At 60.6% G+C, this 17,024-nt stretch carries 17 protein-coding genes and 5 pseudogenes; 10 read left to right on the forward strand and 12 right to left on the reverse strand.

All coding sequences use genetic code 11. The features are described 5' to 3' along the window. Positions 1-736: 736 nt before the first annotated feature. Together ABLV49_RS23595 and ABLV49_RS23600 are read right to left on the reverse strand one after the other, a co-directional pair. The gene (locus ABLV49_RS23595) at positions 737-1,318 is read right to left on the reverse strand and encodes a carboxymuconolactone decarboxylase family protein (protein WP_349282553.1); all 582 of its coding nucleotides are present in this window, start codon (positions 1,316-1,318) and stop codon (positions 737-739) included. Next, entirely contained in the window at positions 1,315-2,535 is a 1,221-nt protein-coding gene (locus ABLV49_RS23600; RefSeq protein ID WP_349282555.1) for a YbfB/YjiJ family MFS transporter, read from the reverse strand. Before ABLV49_RS23600 ends, ABLV49_RS23595 begins: the two co-directional genes overlap by 4 nt. A gap of 86 nt (positions 2,536-2,621) precedes the next feature. Here ABLV49_RS23600 and ABLV49_RS23605 point away from each other — a divergent pair. The 3 genes and pseudogenes from ABLV49_RS23605 to ABLV49_RS23615 all read left to right on the forward strand — a co-directional run bounded on the left by ABLV49_RS23605 (position 2,622) and on the right by ABLV49_RS23615 (position 5,746). Beyond that, a pseudogene (locus tag ABLV49_RS23605) lies at positions 2,622-3,585 on the forward strand (LysR family transcriptional regulator). A gap of 572 nt (positions 3,586-4,157) precedes the next feature. Further along, the gene (locus tag ABLV49_RS23610) at positions 4,158-4,673 is read left to right on the forward strand and encodes a transposase (protein ID WP_349279284.1); all 516 of its coding nucleotides are present in this window, start codon (positions 4,158-4,160) and stop codon (positions 4,671-4,673) included. Further along, on the forward strand, positions 4,670-5,746 hold the full coding sequence (locus ABLV49_RS23615; RefSeq protein ID WP_349276567.1) for an IS3 family transposase: 1,077 nt from the start codon (positions 4,670-4,672) through the stop codon (positions 5,744-5,746). The genes ABLV49_RS23610 and ABLV49_RS23615 overlap by 4 nt, the downstream gene beginning before the upstream one ends. A gap of 6 nt (positions 5,747-5,752) precedes the next feature. Here the strand turns inward: ABLV49_RS23615 and ABLV49_RS23620 are convergent, their stop codons facing one another. Together ABLV49_RS23620 and ABLV49_RS23625 are read right to left on the reverse strand one after the other, a co-directional pair. Continuing rightward, a complete protein-coding gene (locus ABLV49_RS23620) occupies positions 5,753-6,100 on the reverse strand; it encodes an antibiotic biosynthesis monooxygenase family protein (RefSeq protein ID WP_349282559.1) in 348 nt (115 codons plus the stop codon). A 32-nt stretch (positions 6,101-6,132) separates the two neighbouring features. After that, positions 6,133-6,756 (reverse strand): FMN-binding negative transcriptional regulator, encoded by a 624-nt coding sequence (locus ABLV49_RS23625; protein WP_349282561.1) that lies wholly within the window; start codon positions 6,754-6,756, stop codon positions 6,133-6,135. Between the two features lie 92 nt (positions 6,757-6,848). Here ABLV49_RS23625 and ABLV49_RS23630 point away from each other — a divergent pair, with 92 nt between their 5' ends. From ABLV49_RS23630 to ABLV49_RS23655, 6 genes are all read left to right on the forward strand, one after another. After that, a complete protein-coding gene (locus ABLV49_RS23630) occupies positions 6,849-8,348 on the forward strand; it encodes a PLP-dependent aminotransferase family protein (RefSeq protein ID WP_349282563.1) in 1,500 nt (499 codons plus the stop codon). Positions 8,349-8,403: 55 nt separating this feature from the next. Next, positions 8,404-8,772, forward strand: coding sequence for a hypothetical protein (locus ABLV49_RS23635; protein ID WP_349282565.1), 369 nt, complete (start codon positions 8,404-8,406; stop codon positions 8,770-8,772). Positions 8,773-9,080: 308 nt separating this feature from the next. Continuing rightward, on the forward strand, positions 9,081-9,479 hold the full coding sequence (locus ABLV49_RS23640; protein ID WP_349282567.1) for a DUF4160 domain-containing protein: 399 nt from the start codon (positions 9,081-9,083) through the stop codon (positions 9,477-9,479). After that, positions 9,476-9,928, forward strand: coding sequence for a DUF2442 domain-containing protein (locus ABLV49_RS23645; RefSeq protein ID WP_349282569.1), 453 nt, complete (start codon positions 9,476-9,478; stop codon positions 9,926-9,928). Before ABLV49_RS23640 ends, ABLV49_RS23645 begins: the two co-directional genes overlap by 4 nt. A gap of 4 nt (positions 9,929-9,932) precedes the next feature. Continuing rightward, positions 9,933-10,928, forward strand: coding sequence for a tyrosine-type recombinase/integrase (locus tag ABLV49_RS23650; RefSeq protein WP_349282571.1), 996 nt, complete (start codon positions 9,933-9,935; stop codon positions 10,926-10,928). 146 nt (positions 10,929-11,074) lie between these two features. After that, positions 11,075-12,019, forward strand: coding sequence for a DNA/RNA non-specific endonuclease (locus ABLV49_RS23655; protein ID WP_349282573.1), 945 nt, complete (start codon positions 11,075-11,077; stop codon positions 12,017-12,019). Between the two features lie 476 nt (positions 12,020-12,495). Here the strand turns inward: ABLV49_RS23655 and ABLV49_RS23660 are convergent. From ABLV49_RS23660 to ABLV49_RS23695, 8 genes and pseudogenes are all read right to left on the reverse strand, one after another. Further along, positions 12,496-13,085 (reverse strand): annotated as a pseudogene (locus ABLV49_RS23660) (LysR substrate-binding domain-containing protein); the annotation flags it as partial. A gap of 109 nt (positions 13,086-13,194) precedes the next feature. Further along, positions 13,195-14,097: an alpha/beta fold hydrolase gene (locus ABLV49_RS23665; protein WP_349282575.1), complete on the reverse strand. Its 903-nt coding sequence runs from the start codon at positions 14,095-14,097 to the stop codon at positions 13,195-13,197. Positions 14,098-14,244: 147 nt separating this feature from the next. Continuing rightward, positions 14,245-14,676, reverse strand: coding sequence for a MarR family winged helix-turn-helix transcriptional regulator (locus tag ABLV49_RS23670; protein ID WP_349282577.1), 432 nt, complete (start codon positions 14,674-14,676; stop codon positions 14,245-14,247). Beyond that, positions 14,676-15,038, reverse strand: a complete 363-nt coding sequence (locus ABLV49_RS23675) for a GIY-YIG nuclease family protein (protein WP_349282578.1) — start codon at positions 15,036-15,038, stop codon at positions 14,676-14,678. The genes ABLV49_RS23670 and ABLV49_RS23675 overlap by 1 nt, the downstream gene beginning before the upstream one ends. Before the next feature lie 26 nt (positions 15,039-15,064). Continuing rightward, positions 15,065-15,703, reverse strand: coding sequence for a DUF2239 family protein (locus ABLV49_RS23680; RefSeq protein WP_349282580.1), 639 nt, complete (start codon positions 15,701-15,703; stop codon positions 15,065-15,067). Positions 15,704-15,873: 170 nt separating this feature from the next. Next, a complete protein-coding gene (locus ABLV49_RS23685; RefSeq protein ID WP_349282582.1) occupies positions 15,874-16,584 on the reverse strand; it encodes a Tn3 family transposase in 711 nt (236 codons plus the stop codon). A gap of 39 nt (positions 16,585-16,623) precedes the next feature. Then, positions 16,624-16,743: pseudogene (locus ABLV49_RS23690) on the reverse strand (ATP-binding protein); the annotation flags it as partial. 7 nt (positions 16,744-16,750) lie between these two features. After that, positions 16,751-16,921: pseudogene (locus ABLV49_RS23695) on the reverse strand (Tn3 family transposase); the annotation flags it as partial. Here ABLV49_RS23695 and ABLV49_RS23700 point away from each other — a divergent pair. Further along, positions 16,914-17,021, forward strand: a pseudogene (locus tag ABLV49_RS23700) (carboxymuconolactone decarboxylase family protein); the annotation flags it as partial. The pseudogenes ABLV49_RS23695 and ABLV49_RS23700 sit on opposite strands and share 8 nt — an antisense overlap. Positions 17,022-17,024: the final 3 nt, after the last annotated feature.

The raw sequence follows: 17,024 nt of genomic DNA on the forward strand, positions 1-17,024 counted from the left end.
AGTGTCCGATATTTGTAAGCGTTTTTCGGACTTTACGCAAGAGTTTTGTCCGAAAAATATGGTTTATTTCGGACGATCGCATATTTTGTCAGACTTTTATCTGTCCGAAATTTGTAGCTTTTCTTCAGACAAGGCTATTTTCTTCGACATCAGGTCTCGAGAACTGGCGTGAAGACACATCGCAGCGGGTTCTCGTGGAACTTGATAGGGTGCAAAAAACAAACCCATTACCGAAGCGCTCGAACTCACCGCGCAGGAACACGCCATCGCGCCGATTGGTGGCGGATCGTTTGAGGTTTGTTAGCGGCTGCGCAAAACCGCGTAAATCTGGCGGCAAAACCGCATGTACCCAAGGCACCAAGCGCAAACCTGCAGCGCTTGCTTCCAATGGATAGCGTATTGGCCACTAGGCCAGCTCAAGGGTTCGCTTCGCCAGACTGCTAACGCAGCCTGCCCTTGACCCGGCTACGTGGCAAAAGCAGCATATCCCGAGCTGGCTCAAAAGATAGGCCGCCACCTATAAGCCAGGCTCTAAACCTGTTTCAGTGTCTTTTGAGCTTGGCTTCATGAGGTTTTCAGGTCTGGCTCAGAACTTACAAGTTATGAGCTAGCCACCATTTTTAGCTTTTTCCATTCAAGAGCTTTGAAACTCGCTGCAGCCTTAGCTCGCGCAATGATGAATGGCAATTGTGCAACTGGCTGTTGCGCTTACGACCCGAAAGGATCCTTGATCCGCTCAGGCCGTCGGCCCCGGCGTACGTGCTACGTTCATCAGCCAGCACACCATTGCAAAGTAGCCTGCCAGCGTGAGCAGTTCCACTACCGTCGGCTCGCTCCACATCCGCACTGCCTCCACCCAGGTCTCATCGCTCAGGCGGTGCTGGCTGACCAGTTCGCTCCCGACCGTGCGCGCGAGCGCGAGATCGGCTCGCAGGTCCGGTGGAGAAGGCTCGCCGGCGTCCAAGGCCGCAAGCGCCTGCGCGGGCACACCGGCTGCAGTTGCCAGCGGCAGGTGCATGTTCCACTCGAAGACATTGGAGAGTTCGCGCGCGATGACGCAGATCGTCCACTCGCGCAGTGCGACATCGAGCGTACCTTCGTAGCGCAAGGTCTCGCCGACCTTGGCTACTGCACGCAGCAGCGGCGGGCGGTGCAGCAGGGGCCGGAAGGGACCGTAAACGCCGCGACGCGGGCCATTGATCAACTCGTCGGCCGCCTCCTGCTGCGCGGCGTCAAGGGTTGCAGGTGGACCCAGACGCTCGGGCTGGCCAGCTTCAGGAAAGACCCGTGGAGAAGTCATCGAAGGGACAGGTTTCATCGTAATTTTTTCGTTAAGGTTGAGGGTGAAGAACCGGTGTCCCGCCACAGCCAAACTGCCGTAAACAGTAGAAGCACGGTGGCTGCAGCGTTGGTCCATACCAAGGCGTCCCAGCCGGCCACATTGCCAGGGCCCAGAGCGCGAACCAGCAGTGGGCCTAGGAGCTGCCCGACAGCAAAGGCAACGGTCATTCGAGCCAGAAGCGACGTTGGATTGGTGGGAAGCCGCTCGCGCGCGAGCTGCAGTCCAGCCATCGTCGCGACCATGAACGTGCCGCCCACGAGCACCGCGCAGGCTGCAAGTGCCCAGAGCGCTTGTGTCGCCACTGGCAATGCAGTCCCTAGCGCCATTGTCCCTTGGGCCAGAGCCCAGACGCGCCTGCGGGGCCACGCCGACAGATAGCGCGCTGCGGCCACGACAGACAGGGCTGCCGCCAACCCGAACAGTGGCCAGGTGAGTCCGAACACCAATGGGTCGGAGACCTGCTGGCGCGCCATCGCGGGCAGAAAGGTTGCCGGCACGATGTAGCCAAAGCCGAAGATGCCGTAGCACACCACGAGAGGCAAGTGTCCCTCTTTCGCACTTTGTGGAGGCGACGACGAAGGGGGAGATACCGTCACTATCGCACCTTCATCCTGCAAATTCAGTTTCACGAACACGGCACCAGCACTGGCGAGCAACCCCATCTCAAGCCACAGCCATTGGGCTGGCTGCTGTCCTCCAAGCCAGGCAAGCATGCCCACCAGCATAATGCCCAGGCCTACACCGATGTAGATCCGTGCGCCGAGTTGCGGTGCCTGCCGCCGGGCTAGCTCCGCCAATCCCCAGCTGCTTGTGCAGACCAGCGCCCAGGCACTGAAGATGCCGGCGGCGCCGCGCAGCATTGCGCCGAGGAGTGCGTGTGTTCCGCCCCCCGCCCATGCGGCTCCTAGCGTCACCAGCGCGACCCCGAACAGGGCCAAATGAAGGCCGCGCCGTGGATTGGCGGAGAACCGGGCCGCGGTCAACGCCCCAAGCAGATAGCCGATGTAGTTCGCGGCCGCCCACTCAGCGCCGTCGGCAGCACTCAGCGTGCCGTCCCGCAGCATGAGCGGCATGAGCGGCGTAAAAGCGAAACGACCAATGCCCATGGCAACGGCAAGCGCGACGATGCCGCTGCTGACAATGAGCCAAATCGGACGATCGGGGCGGGCAATAAGGTAAGGCGGTGTGTCCATCGTGATTTGTATTAGACCCACAGAAAAATACTTTGAAAACTGAATTATTAAGTCATAAGCTTCTTAAAATGAGAAGAATGAGAATGATGGAGCTTGACGATCTGTACATCTTTCGCTGTGTCGTCAGGGAAGGAGGGGTAATGCGCGCGGCGAGTCAGCTGCACCGCGTTCCTTCGAATGTCACTACGCGAATCAAGCAGCTCGAGGAGCGCCTAGGCGTCTCGCTGTTTCGTCGTCAGGGCCGAGGCTTGGTGCTTACCGATGCTGGTCGCACGCTGCTCGGCCACGCCGAGCGACTGCTGCAGATGGCTGATCTGGCCGAGCAGGAAATGCGAAGTGGGGTCGTGCGGGGCGTGTTGAGGTTGGGGTCGCTGGAAAGCGCTGCGGGCGCTAGGCTGCCCCCTGTGCTCTCGGCGTTCCACGCAAAGTACCCGGAAGTTTCGATCGAACTGCAGACCGGCACGACTGGCGCCTTGCTGCGCCGGCTGGATCACTTCGAGGTCGAGGCTGCCTTCGTCTCGGAGCCCTTCGAGAAGGCAAGCCTTTCGATGCTTCCGGCCTTCGAGGAAGAGTTGGTGCTGATTACTGCACTAGGCGCGCCGGCACTGCGACGCCCCGCCGACTTAGGTAGCCAGACGCTGATAACCTTCCCGCACGGCTGCTCCTATCGCCGCCGACTAGAGGAATGGCTGAGCGAAGGAGACATTTCACCTAGACGGATGCTGGACCTTGGTTCTTACCACGCGATCGTGGCGTGCGTCGCTGGCGGCGCTGGCGTAGCCATTGTTCCTGCAGAGGTGCTCGAACACGCTGTACTGGGCACTGCGGTGCAGCGCCATCGGCTGCCAGCGCGGCTGCGCATTAACCACACGCATTTAGTCTGGTCGGGCGAGGCTAGCCCGGCCCTGCAAGCGCTTATAGACCTGCTGCCCAGGCAGGGTCGCAGCTCGGGGATGTCGAAGAACGAAGCGCTTGCGTCATCCCCAGGAAGAGAAAGCGCAAGCAGCCCTGCGTTCACTTCCGGCGAAGGAACGTCGTCACAAGGGCTAGGGAGAGCGGCGCGCTCCTCGCGCCGGCGTAGCGCGAGTCTGGACCACAGCAACGTAACCGACGCAAAAGCATAGCTTGGTCGAATGACAGCCTTCGGACACCGTGCTCCGACTTTTTCTCTTGGCCGAAATAACAGTTTATAAAACCCGTTTTTTTGAGCGCCAAATGACACCAATCGCTTGTCATAAATACCTGCCCATCAGTTCAAAACTCAAGTTTTGAGCTTCCTAACCCCGCGCCTGGGGCAGGCGTTCGCGAAGTAACATTACTTTGGATTATCAAGCTGATGTTCAAAATTCGAGTTACTTGAGCCTACCGCCTTGAATAAAGCCTTGTCCCGTTCAGGCGCTTTGACACTGAATGCAACCTTGGCTGCGGGATGATGGCCGGCCAATTCACGATTTGCACCCCCTAAAGCTGTTGTTTATTCAACGGCAACACAGTCAGTAATGTGCCAAAAGTTCAGTCAAAGTGAACCCCACCATTCACAATGGAGCCGAATTTGCCCCCTGTGTCAGACTAGTTGTCGCCTCCGATTTTCCGCGGGTTATCCGCAGCGCAAGCGACATTTCATGCACAGAAAACCTCATTCCCATCACTCCACCGAATTCAAGGAGCAGGCACTGCTCAAAGCCCGCCATCGCGGCGCGCGTTCAATTCTGAGCCTTGCCAGCGAGCTGAACATGTCTGCCGGCACCCTCAAGCGATGGGTGCTGGACTCGGCCAAGGCCGGCGAACAGGCACTCGGGGAGACAAGCCCTGCGCTGGACGGCCCGGCTGCATCTTGGTCGCCATCGCAGCGCCTGAGGGCTCTGCAGGAAAGCTACGCATTCAATGGCCCGGCACTGGCGGCGTGGTGCCGCGAGCGTGGTGTGTTCGAGCACCAGTTGGTGCAGTGGCGCGAAGAGTTTTGCACCCCGGTCGCGCCCGCCTCGCGCGAGGCAACGGGTGCCTTTCGAGAACTCCAGCGTCAGCACGAGCAGCTCCAGCGTGAATTGCGGCGCAAGGAAAAAGCGCTGGCCGAGGTAGCCGCCTTGCTGGTGTTGCAAAAAAACTTCCAGGCGCTGCTGGAGGGCGCGGACAAATGACGTCCGTCCAGCAGCGCCAAAAGTTGCTCGGCCTGATCGGCAAGGCCTGCGCCGACGGGGCGCGCTTGAAGCCGGCTTGCCATCAAATCGGGCTGTCCTGCCGTAGCGTGCAGCGCTGGCAGCGCACGCAGGCGGCCGAGGGCGACCAGCGTCCTTCGGGCAAGCGGCGCTATGTGTGCCCGCCCAACAAGCTGCGCGAGGACGAGCGCCAGGCGGTGATGGCCACGCTCAACAGCGAAGCGTTCAAGGACTTGCCGCCGAGCCAAGTCGTGCCTCGCCTGGCCGACCGCGGCGTCTATGTGGCCTCGGAGTCCACGATGTACCGAATACTTCGACAGCAGGGCCAACTGGGCCATCGACGCTCGGAGCGCGCAGCGCAAAAGCGAAGCCGGCCGCGCGCCCTTGCCGCCACCGGAGCCGATCAGGTGTTCTGCTGGGATATCACGTATCTGCCCACTCAGGTGCGCGGCCAGCACTTTTACCTGTACCTGTTCGAGGATTTGTTCAGCCGCAAGATCGTGGGCTGGCAGGTGTTTGACTGCGAGAGCGCCGAGCTGGCCAGCCAGTTGCTGCGTGACATCTGTGAGAGCCAGGGCATTCGCCCGGGCCAGCTGACGGTGCATTCGGACAACGGCTCGCCCATGAAGGGCGAGACCATGCTGGCGGCCATGCAGCGCCTGGGCGTGGCGCACACGCGCAGCCGTCCGTCCGTGAGCAATGACAATCCGTACGTCGAATCAGCGTTCAGAACGCTGAAGTACCGCCCCGAACTGCCTGTCAAGCCGTTCGAGAACCTGCTGGCCGCAAGGCGCTGGGTCACCGAGCTGGCCCATTGGTACAACCACGAGCATCGCCACAGCGCCATTGGCTTCGTGACACCGGCGCAGCGCCATGCCGGCCTGGACCGGGCACTGCTTGAGCAGCGCGCGCTCGTCTATGAACAGGCCCGCCAGGAAAATCCTCAGCGCTGGTCAGGGCAGCCTCGCCAGTGGGCGCATGTCGATGTCGTGCACCTCAACCCAGAAACCAAGCAACAAACCAAGGAGCCTGAATCCAAGCAAAAAACAGCCTGACTCACTTCACTTCAGGCGACAACTTCCTTGACAGCCACCGCGAGCGAGCGGGTGCGCAATGCCGCCGTCGCCATGGGTGCAGACCACCTGGGCGATGACGACCTGATAGCCCTTGAGCCACTGCGCCTGCCGCTGCTTCGCGGCCATGTGCGTGGGATGCTCCGCCAGTGCCTGAAGTGCCTCCATGGTCTTCCAGTAGTACACGTTGGAGATGAGCCCGGTTGAAGGGTTCTCCCAACTCTCCTCGCCCAAGTAGCCGGGGATGGATTTCGCAATCTGGGCAATCGCATGGTCGATGGCGTGGAACTCGTCATCGAACTCGCGTTTTGCGAACGTGAAGGTGGAGGTGTACATCTATCGGTGGAAGAGAAATAGCCGTGTGTTGATCACCCGGCCTTGCGCATGGCCTGCGCCATGTCGCTGCGCCCCCGTGCCTCAAGGGTATCGGCGGCATGGAGGCGATCACGCGCCTCTTTGTTTTGGCTGAGTTTGACCTTGCCCACCAGCGAAGTGAGGGATATCTCGATGCCCACGATGCTGCGCAGCATGGTGTCGATGTACTCGGGCGCGGAGTCCCCCATCCGCCAAGGCCTGGGTTCGGCCGCCTCGTGCTGGCGTGTCAGGCGCGCGACGATGCGGCGAACGAAGCGCTCGTCGTCATGGATGGTGAGCGTGCCATGCGCATGCACGACCTCGTAGTTCCAGGTTGGCACCTGGCGATGCGCTTCGTGCTTGCTCGGATACCAGTTCGGCGAGATGTAGGCCTCGGCACCGCTAAACACGACCATGACCGCACTGCCCGTGGGGCAGCGCTGCCACAGCGTGTTGGCACGGGCCACATGGGCCGAAAGAACGCCAGGCGTTCCCACGCCAGCATCGAACTCGAACGGGATGTGGTCCACATCGAGTCCGACGCTCCCTTGTGTGACAAGCATGCCCAGCGGGTGTTCGCGGATGATGCGGGCGAGTTCGTCAGGCCGGGTTTCAGCAAAGTGTTCAGGGATGTACATGGTGAATAAGGGAATGAGTGAGTGATGTCGCAATCCTTTTCACTATTGTCCACAACCGGCACAATGAGAAGGTCCAGTTTTTTTCATTATTTATGGTCCAGTCTCGCAAGCCAACCGATTCCCACCCCGGCGCCACCGGGGCCGGACGCCGAATTTACGACCTGCTGCGCGCTCAGATTGCCGATGGCACACTGGTTCCGGGAGCGCGCGCGCCCTCCACGAGAGCCCTGGCCGCCGAGCTGGCGGTGTCGCGCACCACCGTCACCGCTGCCTACGAGCAACTGGCGGCCGAGGGTTTCCTTGTCACGGCCATGGGACGGGTGGCCCGGGTGGCCAGCCCGCTGGCTGCGCCCGCACCATCCGAAACCAACACAAGCCGACGCGCCAAGCATGCCCCATCCCTGTCCGGGTTTGGACGCCGCCTGACGGGAATCGGCATGCCGGCATTGACGCAGGCTGAACCGGTCCGCATCGACTTTCTGTACGGTGCGGTGGCTTCCCGGGACTTTCCGACCCTGCTCTGGCGGCGTGCCTACCAGGCCGAACTGCTGCGCCAGCAAAACAGCCTTTATTACGTCCCGCCCGAAGGCGACGCCTGGCTACGATGCTCCATCCAGGGCTATTTGCGGCGTGCCCGGGGACTGGCCTGCGAGGCTGAGCAGATTCTGGTGGTGCACGGATCGCAGCAGGCCATCGACCTGTGCGCGAGGCTGCTGCTCGATGCGGGGGACGCCTTTGCCTTTGAGGAGCCCGGCTACCTGATGGCCAGGCGCTGCTTCGAGGCCACCGGCGCCCGGTGCCTGAGCACGCCGGTGGACGAGCATGGCCTGGACACCGCCCGCCTTTCCCAGGACGAGCGTATCCGCCTGGCGTATGTGACGCCATCGCACCAGTTCCCGCTGGGCGGGGTGCTGCCCATCGGCCGGCGCCTGGAGTTGCTGCAATGGGCCGGGCAGCGCGACGCCTGGATCGTCGAGGACGATTACGACGGCGAGTTCCGTTATGGCCAGCGCCCGATCGACGCGTTGCAGTCGATCGACACCGACGGCCGCGTGATCTACATCGGCACTTTTTCCAAGGCGCTGTCCCCGCAGCTGCGCCTAGGCTACCTGGTGCTGCCGCCCGCGCTGGTGCCGGTGTTCCGGCAAGCCAAGCGACTGGCCGACCGCCATGCGCCCGTGCTGGAGCAGCGCGTTCTGGCCTCCTTGATCGACAGCGGTGCCTACGAGCGCCATGTGCGGCGCATGCGGCGCGAGAACGAGCGCCGCCGCACGGCCTTGCTGGACGCCATTGCGCGCCATCTTCCGGGGGATGCCCGGCTCAGTGGTACGGCGGCTGGACTGCACATGGTGCTGTGGCTGCCGCACCTGCGGTCTGAGGACGAGCCCGCGCTGGTGGCCGCAGCCCGGGGCAAGGGCGTTGGCGTCTACCCGGTGACGCCGCTGTTTGCCAACCCCGATTCGCCCATGCAGCCTCGCCCAGCCGGACTGATCCTGGGGTATGCCAGCTTGAGAACCGATCAGATTGAGCAGGGAATACGCACCCTGGCAGCGGTGATTGCGGAAATGGCGCCAACATCGCTTAGGGTCTGAAACAGCAGGTAGCCAACACGGCTACACCTTGTAGGCCACCAGGACAGTGCCCTTCATGCTGTGGGTGGTCATCGCCCACGCATCCGAGTCTGTCAAAGATAGCTACTTATCGGGTTGCCTTTCTACCTGCGCCTTGATCTCTTTGATCTCTTTCAGCCGTTGGATGCATCTTCTCAACCTTGCCCCGCAAGCGCTCTCTCTTGTCTTGCAATTCGGCGGGCTGGGAGCGATCGAGGGTTTGCAGTGCGTCCAGGTAGCGCTGGATGCTTTCGTCAATCTCGCGCTCACGGTTGTTGACCGTCTTGAATTTGCTGCCATCCACGGCCACAACAGCTTGCGTCAGCAGTTTCAGTTCCCGGCACAGCATCACAAAGTGTCGGCATGTGTTGCGGATAGCGTGGTTTCACTACGTTCCCTTCTTTGAGTGCATCGCTTCATGTGTTCGTCCTATCAATGAAACCGTAGGGGCGTCAACGCGCGGGGAAACCACCCAGATAGGCAAGATCTCAGCGTTTTCACACAGGCTCGCTGCCCACGCGTCCGTCACGTTTGTTCCAGACCGGCCCTTGCCGAGCCTGCGCCCATGGCACTTGCATCTGCCCGTCTTCCACCATCAACCATTGATAAAACAGGTTATCAATGGTTAGAATGAATGGCGCCTGAACTTAGACTGGACTACAATAACCCAACTGTTGGGATTTTATGAAGGTCTGTACGCACCGGGGTTTGCTAATGGCAGTCCTCACCCGCAACGAGCACTGTCCGCCCCATGTGCATGTGGGTTCAAGCGACTGGGAGGCGCGCCTGGAATTCAGCTTCTGGCACGGCGGCGTGCGCCTGATGGATGTGGTTCCCGTTCACCGCCAGCCCACGGTGGCCGTGCTGGAGGGCTTGCGCCAGGCCTTGAGAACGCCTGCGCATCTGCGCCGCGCCCGGATATGCTGGTGGCAGGCCGTGCAGTCGGTCTGCCTGGTCAACCAGCTGTGGGATCAGGAGGCCGGGGAGGTGGCGGACCCGCAGGACAAGCGGCCCGGTGCGCGGCTCATTGAGGCTGCCCTCTTCGATGCACCGCGCTACCGGACCATTTTGCAACTGAAGGGGGCCAGCAGCCCTGTGGAGATCGCGCTATGACGACGACCGTGAAAGTCCAGAGCCGGTTCGATGAACCGGTGACGCAGGAGGTGCTGACCGAGGCACTGGAGCGAGGCCGCCAGCGCGGCGGCGAAGGCATCCATGCCACGGCGCTGCAGTACGTCCCTCAGCTGCAATCGCTTTTGTTCAGCTTTCCAGATCACAGCGCCGTCGCCCTGCCGGTGCGCAACTACCCCGAACTGGCGGCGCTGAACGACGCCGAGCTGCAGGCCTTGACGCTGGGCTTTGGCGGCAGCGCCCTGTGCCTGGAAGCGCGCGACCTGCACATCTCCATTGCCGGCCTGGTCTCGGCCAGCCAGCCGCTGATGGACATGGCCGCCACCTTGATTGCCGCGCGCAATGGGCGTCAAACCAGTCCCGCCAAGACGGCGGCAGCCCGCAGCAATGGCCGCAAGGGCGGACGCCCCCGGCTGACCGTGGCGCTGTAGAGCCATGCCGGACGCCGCACCCCCTCCCCTGAAGACCCGCGAACTGGCAGCGCCTGGCCTGGCGCGCGCGCTGACCGCGCCCGAGTTCGCCCGCCTGGCCGAGGTGCCGCCCGAGGCCCAGTGGTTTGCCAATCTGGACAGCGTGCAAACGAAGCGCGCTTATCAAAATGACCTGCGCGCCTTCATGGTCTTCACCGGCATCAATCAACCCGAGGAGTTTCGCGCCGTCACGCGCGGCCACATCCTGGCCTGGCGCGCCGAACTCGAAAAGCAAGGCCTGGCCGGCGCCAGCATCCGGCGCAAGCTCGCCGCGCTGGCTTCGCTCTACGACTACCTGTGCGAGTCCAATGCGGTCACCCACAACCCGGTGCGCGGCGTCAAGCGCCCGAAGGCCGAAACCAGCGAAGGCAGGACGCCAGCGCTGGGCGACGCGCAGGCGCGCCGGCTGCTCGATGCGCCGCCCGCCGATACCTTGAAGGGCAAGCGCGACCGGGCCATCCTGTCGGTGCTGCTGTACCACGGCCTGCGCCGCGAGGAACTCACCAAGCTGCGGGTGTTGGATTTTGGCCAGGAGCGCCGGGGCGTTCCGCATTTGCGCGTGCAGGGCAAGGGCGGCAAGCTGCGCTTTCTGCCCGCGCACCCCCACTCGCTGCGACTGGTCGCCGAATACCTGGCCGCCAGCGGCCATGGCCAGGAAGCGGATGGCCCGCTGTTCCGGCGCACCCGCGCGCCCAAGGCCGGCGCGCTGGCCAGCGCCCTCACGCCCGGCAGCGTGTACGCCGATGTCGTGGTGCGCTACATGGCCCAGGTGGGGATTTGCGGCGACAACATGGGGCCGCACGCGCTGCGCGCCACGGCCGCGACCAACGCGCTGGAGCACCAGGCCGACATCGCCAAGGTCCAGGAGTGGCTGGGCCACGCGAGCATCAGCACCACGCGCGTCTATGACCGGCGCGGCTCCCGGCCTGAGGATTCGCCCACCTTCAAGGTGGCTTATTGATTCTGTATGTAGATGAGATTCGTCTTCGCAGCTTGCACGCCCACTGCGGCAAACGCCAGTTCTGACATTTCCCCTGTCCACCCGCATACCCTCAAGGTGCTCATCTGAGCCAGCGTTTCAGCTTTCATCGAACAAAAAAAGAAACCATGAGAAAACGCGCCTCCACCAAACCCTCATCCCCGCGCAGGAAATCCCACTTCATCTATGCCCTGGTAGCCCTGGCGATCGGCCTGTCGGCCCACTCCTGCACCGACCTGCCGGTCGGGCGCAAGCTCGAAGCGGCCGGCGCCGGCGTGCAAACGCTTGCCGGTGACCTGGGCGCGGCGCTGCGCACCTACGGCCGCGCCTTGCCCCCTGGTGCCCCCGAGTCCGCGCCTGCAGCGCGCACGGGCGGCGCGGCGGCAAGCCCGGCCACGGGCGATTTTTCAGCCTGCCGCCATTTCTTTGCTAGCGGCCGTCCGCCCGTGGTCACGCCCCGGCCGACGCATCGCGCCCTGTGCTACGACGCCTTTGCGATCCTGCACTCGGGCGAGAGCAAGACGGCCGTCTATGTCGCGCAAAAGCTCAACCGCGCTTTGGTAGCGGATGCCAAGCAAAAGCGCACCGACAACTTCTTTGCCGATGCGCGCCTGCGCGCGGCCGAACGGGCCACGTTGGAGGACTACCGCGGCAGCGACTACGACCGTGGTCACCTGGCGCCGGCCGGTCAGATGCCTACCCCGGCGGCGATGGCCCAGAGCTTTTCCCTGGCCAACATGGTGCCCCAGGCGCCCCAGCACAACCAGGGCACCTGGCGCGTCTCGGTCGAGGATGCGACCAAGAAATATGCGGGCCGGGCGACTGGCGACGTGTATGTCATCACCGGGCCGGTCTATGCGCCAAGCATCGCCCAGAGCAAAGGGATCGGCCCGGGCCAGGTGCGCGTGCCCAAATACCTGTTCAAGCTCGTCTACGACGAGGACAAGAACCGGGCATGGGCGTACTGGCAGCTCAATGACAACGCGACGCGGGGTTCCGCACCGATCAGCTATGGGGAACTCGTCAGGCGCACCGGCGTTGAATTCTTGCCGGGCGTGAATGCGGGGGATTGAGCGGCATGGCGCCTGCCCTGGCCTTGCTGACCTGTCATCGTGCCACCGGCGCCAGGAATCACCGGCATTGTGAAGTTTCGTCGTGCGCCCTTGCTTTTTTCAAATGACCGTTTATTGACGAAACCTCATGCCTGATCGTGTTTTGCGAGTGACTGCAAAAGACCCGTTCCTGACATAGAGTTTCCCGAACTACCTTCTCCAAAGCCGACATAGACATCAGCAGTCGATGGTCGGCAATGTGGCGCTGATTTCGGTGGTCGCAGCACCCGCAGCCGACCAGGTCCGGAAATTGGGGTGCGTCGCTCCATTGCGGTCAGTGAGCGAACGTATTTCTCAATACCAGTCGCTCAGCCTCCGAAACGGGCAACTGTCGATCTGCCTGCTCCCAGGCGACTGTTGGAAACATGATCGTCCAAAACCCTGATATGCAAAACGGCAGTAGTTACGTGGAGATCCAGAAAGCGTCGTACCCTCGGTCAGTGTGTCAAAGCGCATATTTCCAGAACAACTCCACGTAGCCATCGATGCGCCGGATCTGCGTGAAACCGGGGATGCCAAAGAAGCGATAGGGTGAACTCGGGGGTCGCAAATGGAAGCGTGAAAGTATGCATTCCTGCACGTAAATTCCCCGTATGGCGTTCCGGAACGCTTGCAATTAAATCTGACGCACGGGCCATCGCCACCGCAGTCGAAAATCTACCGACGGTGGTAGCAATCTCTCTTTCCAGACCGAGCCGAGCGCGCTCATGGCTTCATCAATTGGACCCATTTCGAGGCCCTGGCGCGAGATACCAATGTGCCGACCGGTCGCATACCTGGTTGGACTTAGCTCGCCGTCACTTAGCGAGTGTCCCATTCGCACGACGCCGATAAAACGATCTCGGAAAAGGGCCTGGGTACGCAGTTCCGGACCCATCGTGTTCGCAATGACACCAGTCTCCAGATCGACAGTCCCTTCACGCAAAGGTGCGCTGTCTTTGTCTAGTTTTTGCACAAAGCGCAGTCGTACGCCAGGAGCCTCTAAGCTGGTGCGAGCAATGAGGTCAGGTCCGAAATTTTCTGCAAAACGGGGTTGTACGCCCTAATCCACGAAAATTTCAGAGTCTCCGGTTTTCGCAGCGTCCCAGCATCTTCTGACCGTCTTGGCGCAGCGCGCCGTCAGGGCCAATATGCCGTTAAAGGGTCTGGCGCGCGCGGTGTGTGTTATCTGCGATGACTCCGGCCACAAACCCAAACAGCGATGGTGGAAAATCGTGGCCCATTCCCTCGACGATGAGTAGTTCGGCTCCTTTAATATTGGCCGCCGTGTCCTTCCCAGCTTCCGGGGGAACTAGTGGGTCGTCGGACCCATGCAACACAAGCGTCGGAGCACTTATGTTGGCTAGTCGTGGTCTTAAGTCACCGGTTGCTGCGATGGCGGCGATGTGCCGCCAAAACCCGCTTGGGTTGTATGCTCGTTTGACTTCGGCCAAGGCTTGGTCACGTTGAGCGGATTCGTCGAACGGGTAGCCTGGCCCGGCAATCACTTGAGAAAAGGCAACGCAATGTGCGAGATAGCCCTGTTCGTCTTTCAAAGGATGTGGCGCGGGCGATGTCATCGCCGCCATCACTGCAGGGCTGGCCTGCGGCAGATCACGATTGCCAGTGCTCGACATAATGGAAACCAGAGATAGAACGCGGTCAGCATGCTCGCTGGCCAACAGTTGTGCAATCATGCCGCCCATTGATCTCCCAACCACGTGCGCTCGTTTGACCTTCAACGAATCGAGAAGTCCTACAGCGTCGTTCGCCATATCGAACAGCGTATAAGGCACATGGGGCGTTTCGCCGTGAGCGACTACGTCGGCAATTGCAGCGAAATCTGGCGTCGACGCGCTATCGAAGTGAGTTGAAAGGCCTGCGTCACGATTGTCAAAGCGAATCACGCGGTAGCCTTGTTCTGCCAATATTTGGCAAAACGCTTCGCTCCAGCGAATCATCTGCGTACCCAGACCGGAAATCAGCAGAACAGCTTCCGCCTCGTTATTGCCAAAACAATCGTATTCAATCTCAATTCCGTTCGCTTTAGTCTTGGGCACGGCGTGTGGTCCTTAAATGTTCTTGTGTCGCGCGCTTTTTGGGGGCGCTCCGATATTTCGTTTGGCCGGCTTCACTACAGCACGATGGAGGCTCCGCCAGGCTGTGCAAGTGACAACGCACCCAACAAATCGGCGCGATAGCGTTGCTCATGAGAGTGCTAAGGTTGGCGTACATGCAAGCGTTTCCATTGCTGCGGAAACTGTCGCAACCACTGCGGAGTCGATTGACTCGACGGCTTCGGTGCAAATGCTATCGGCAGTCTCGCGCGCAGCGTTCTCCAGCGCACGACCGGCCGGGCGAAGCACGGCCTGACGAAGTCCATTCGCACCGTCGCGCACCACGAGGCCAATCTTCTCGAGCACGATTAACTGACGCAGCACAGCCGATTGAGGCTGACCCATCGGACGCACGAGTTCCGGAATGCTTACCCGACCACCGTCCGCTTGCGCAAGCAAATTCAGTAACGCAAAGTCGTTGAAACTGATGCCATGGTGTAGGCCCAACTCGTCGTCAAGCTTGAGTTGCAGGCTGGCATGGGCACGGTGTAGCGCCAAACAGACGCCGAGATTCGTGTTCATCAAGGTTGGCTCCTCGGATCGCCGTAGCCGAGTTCGCCGAGGCAAGGGATTTCCTGGCGCCACAGGCTAACCAGCATTTCCAATTCTCGTGCGGCATTGAACGCTGGGTCTTCGCTGGGTTTGACCATGTCGAGTACGTCGAAGAGAAAGTTGGTCTCGCCGTGCTCGACCCAGTCCTGCGCAAGCCTCGCATTGCGATGCAGTCCATGCTGCAATTCAAAACGATGCCGGTTGAGTGTGCCCTGAACGTTCGTACTTCCTGCAACCAAGGCCCGGCCCGTGATCTGGTTACGGATCGCATAGACACCGGCTCGGGTTTTCGTCTCCAGATACTGTCGTTTCAGCGTTTTTCTGTCTGTCATCATCAATCCTCTTTGTCTCAAATGAGTCACGGTGCAAGCGATGGCACTTCTGTCGGCGGCAGCGGATACGCTAGATACCTGACGTAATCGCGAACGTCGGTCGGCCAAGCTTCGGTCTGTTGGCGGAACTTTGCCGCGTCGTTTGCGAACAGCGCACGCGAGGCCTCTTCAAAGCCAGCCATATCACCAGCCACGGCTGACATAAAGTGGTAAGCACATTCACTCGCCCGGCGTTGCCGGTCTCGGTCCACGTTGGCCCGGCGTGCCTCATCAACCAGTTTCCGCAAAGTCACCGATGCACCGCCTGGCTGTTCAGCCAACCAATCCCAATGGCGCGGCAGTAGCGTGATTTCTCGCGCGACAACCCCAAGCTTTGGCCGGCCACGGCCACGTGGCGCACCAGATTGCTCGGAATCGATCAGTGCCGATTCGTTTCCTTGAAGCTGGTACCCCTCTGGAGGTAAACGTGCAAACATCTCGGCATCGCTTCCTCGAATGTCGATATCGACAACTTTGCCAGTCTGGTCGCAGAAGGTCAGCAGCGGATTGGGTACGCCTGTCGCCAGGGCGTGTTTCACAGCCAATGCGTTGACCTTCAAGCTGCCAGAGGCAATTCGCTTGTGGCCGTTGAAGCTGGTGTAGGAAGGTGTAGCGGTATCAGTCACGGTGAGATTGGGCTTGAATTGGATGAGCCAATAATACCCGGGTTAAATTACCGTGTCAATAATACCCGGGTTAAATTTAAGCCATGGAACTTCTGTGACTGGAACATCGTCACTGCCATGGGTTGAAAGCCCAATTCGGCGAAAGTTGTCAAACGCTCCCGAACCGGCTACTACTCCCAGCCAATCCCCGCCAAAACAGCCTCCAAATCAAGCGGATTGCGCTTGTCTCTGAAGGCATAGTGCCCCAGAAAATGCAGGTGCTGCCACGCCGCCGGTGAAATCCGTCTGACCAAATCCAATGCCTTGTCGTTCCCCGTTGGCATGCACCGGCCAAGCAGTCTCGACAGCAGCATCGAGTTGCAAGCGATTACCACATTGGCAATCAGCCGGCCACACTGGTTGCTGATGTCCACATCCAGGTCGGTACGTCCGGTAAGTTCCTTTTTACCGTTAACCTGGGCGATGGTCGAGCGCAACTGGTGGTAGGACTCAATGCGGTTTTCCCAGCGGTGGACATCACGCTGCAATTGAGGGTTCCGCAAGTAGCGCAGCGTGTAGATCGTGCGGATCAGCTTGTCATACTCGAAAAGGGCCTTACGCGTGCGGTGGTGTCCAGACAGGGTGCAAATTTTTCGCACCAGCACACTTTGGCTCATTTCTTTGAGCCCCAGGGTGGCAGCAATGTGATCCAAATTGGATTTTTCAACGGCAATCAGATGACGGTCAATCTGCCCCACCGGCTGAATCAGGAAATCAGCATACCCCTCCTGGTCAGGGCCACGGTAGAGGTGCTTCAACTGGGCATGCAAATTGGTGAATCTCGGTGCCAGGTTCATGCCGAACCAGTGAAGGATCCCGATGGCCACTTCAATTTCCCCCACCTATGGCCGGTCAAACTCCCCCATGGAAGGACTCCCAGATTATGACGAGTCGCCGGTCATGGCGATGCGTGCAGCGGCTTCCTTGAGTCGATAACTCTTGCCCTCGAACTCCAGCATCGCGCAGCGATGCATCAGCCTGTCCAGAATCGTGGTGGCCATCGGGGTGCAGGATGGCAAAGTTGGCCATGTTGATGCTGTGCATGTCGCCGGTGATTGTGGTCGGCTTGATGTCGGAGGTGTTGTTGTAGCAGATGTCAAACACCCAGTAGCTCTCATGCTGGTTGGCTCCCAGCATCTGGGTTTGCAGAGCCAGATGAATGGTCAGCAAGGTAAAGGATCATTTCACACTATCAGAAATGGTCGACTTGACGCTGCTAGTGAACACTATCAACGCTTGGAATCGATTTGCCATCGCGTTTCGCAAACTACCCGTCTAAAAA

The organism is Polaromonas hydrogenivorans (assembly GCF_040105105.1).
In the GTDB taxonomy this organism is placed as follows: Bacteria; Pseudomonadota; Gammaproteobacteria; order Burkholderiales; family Burkholderiaceae_C; genus Polaromonas; species Polaromonas hydrogenivorans.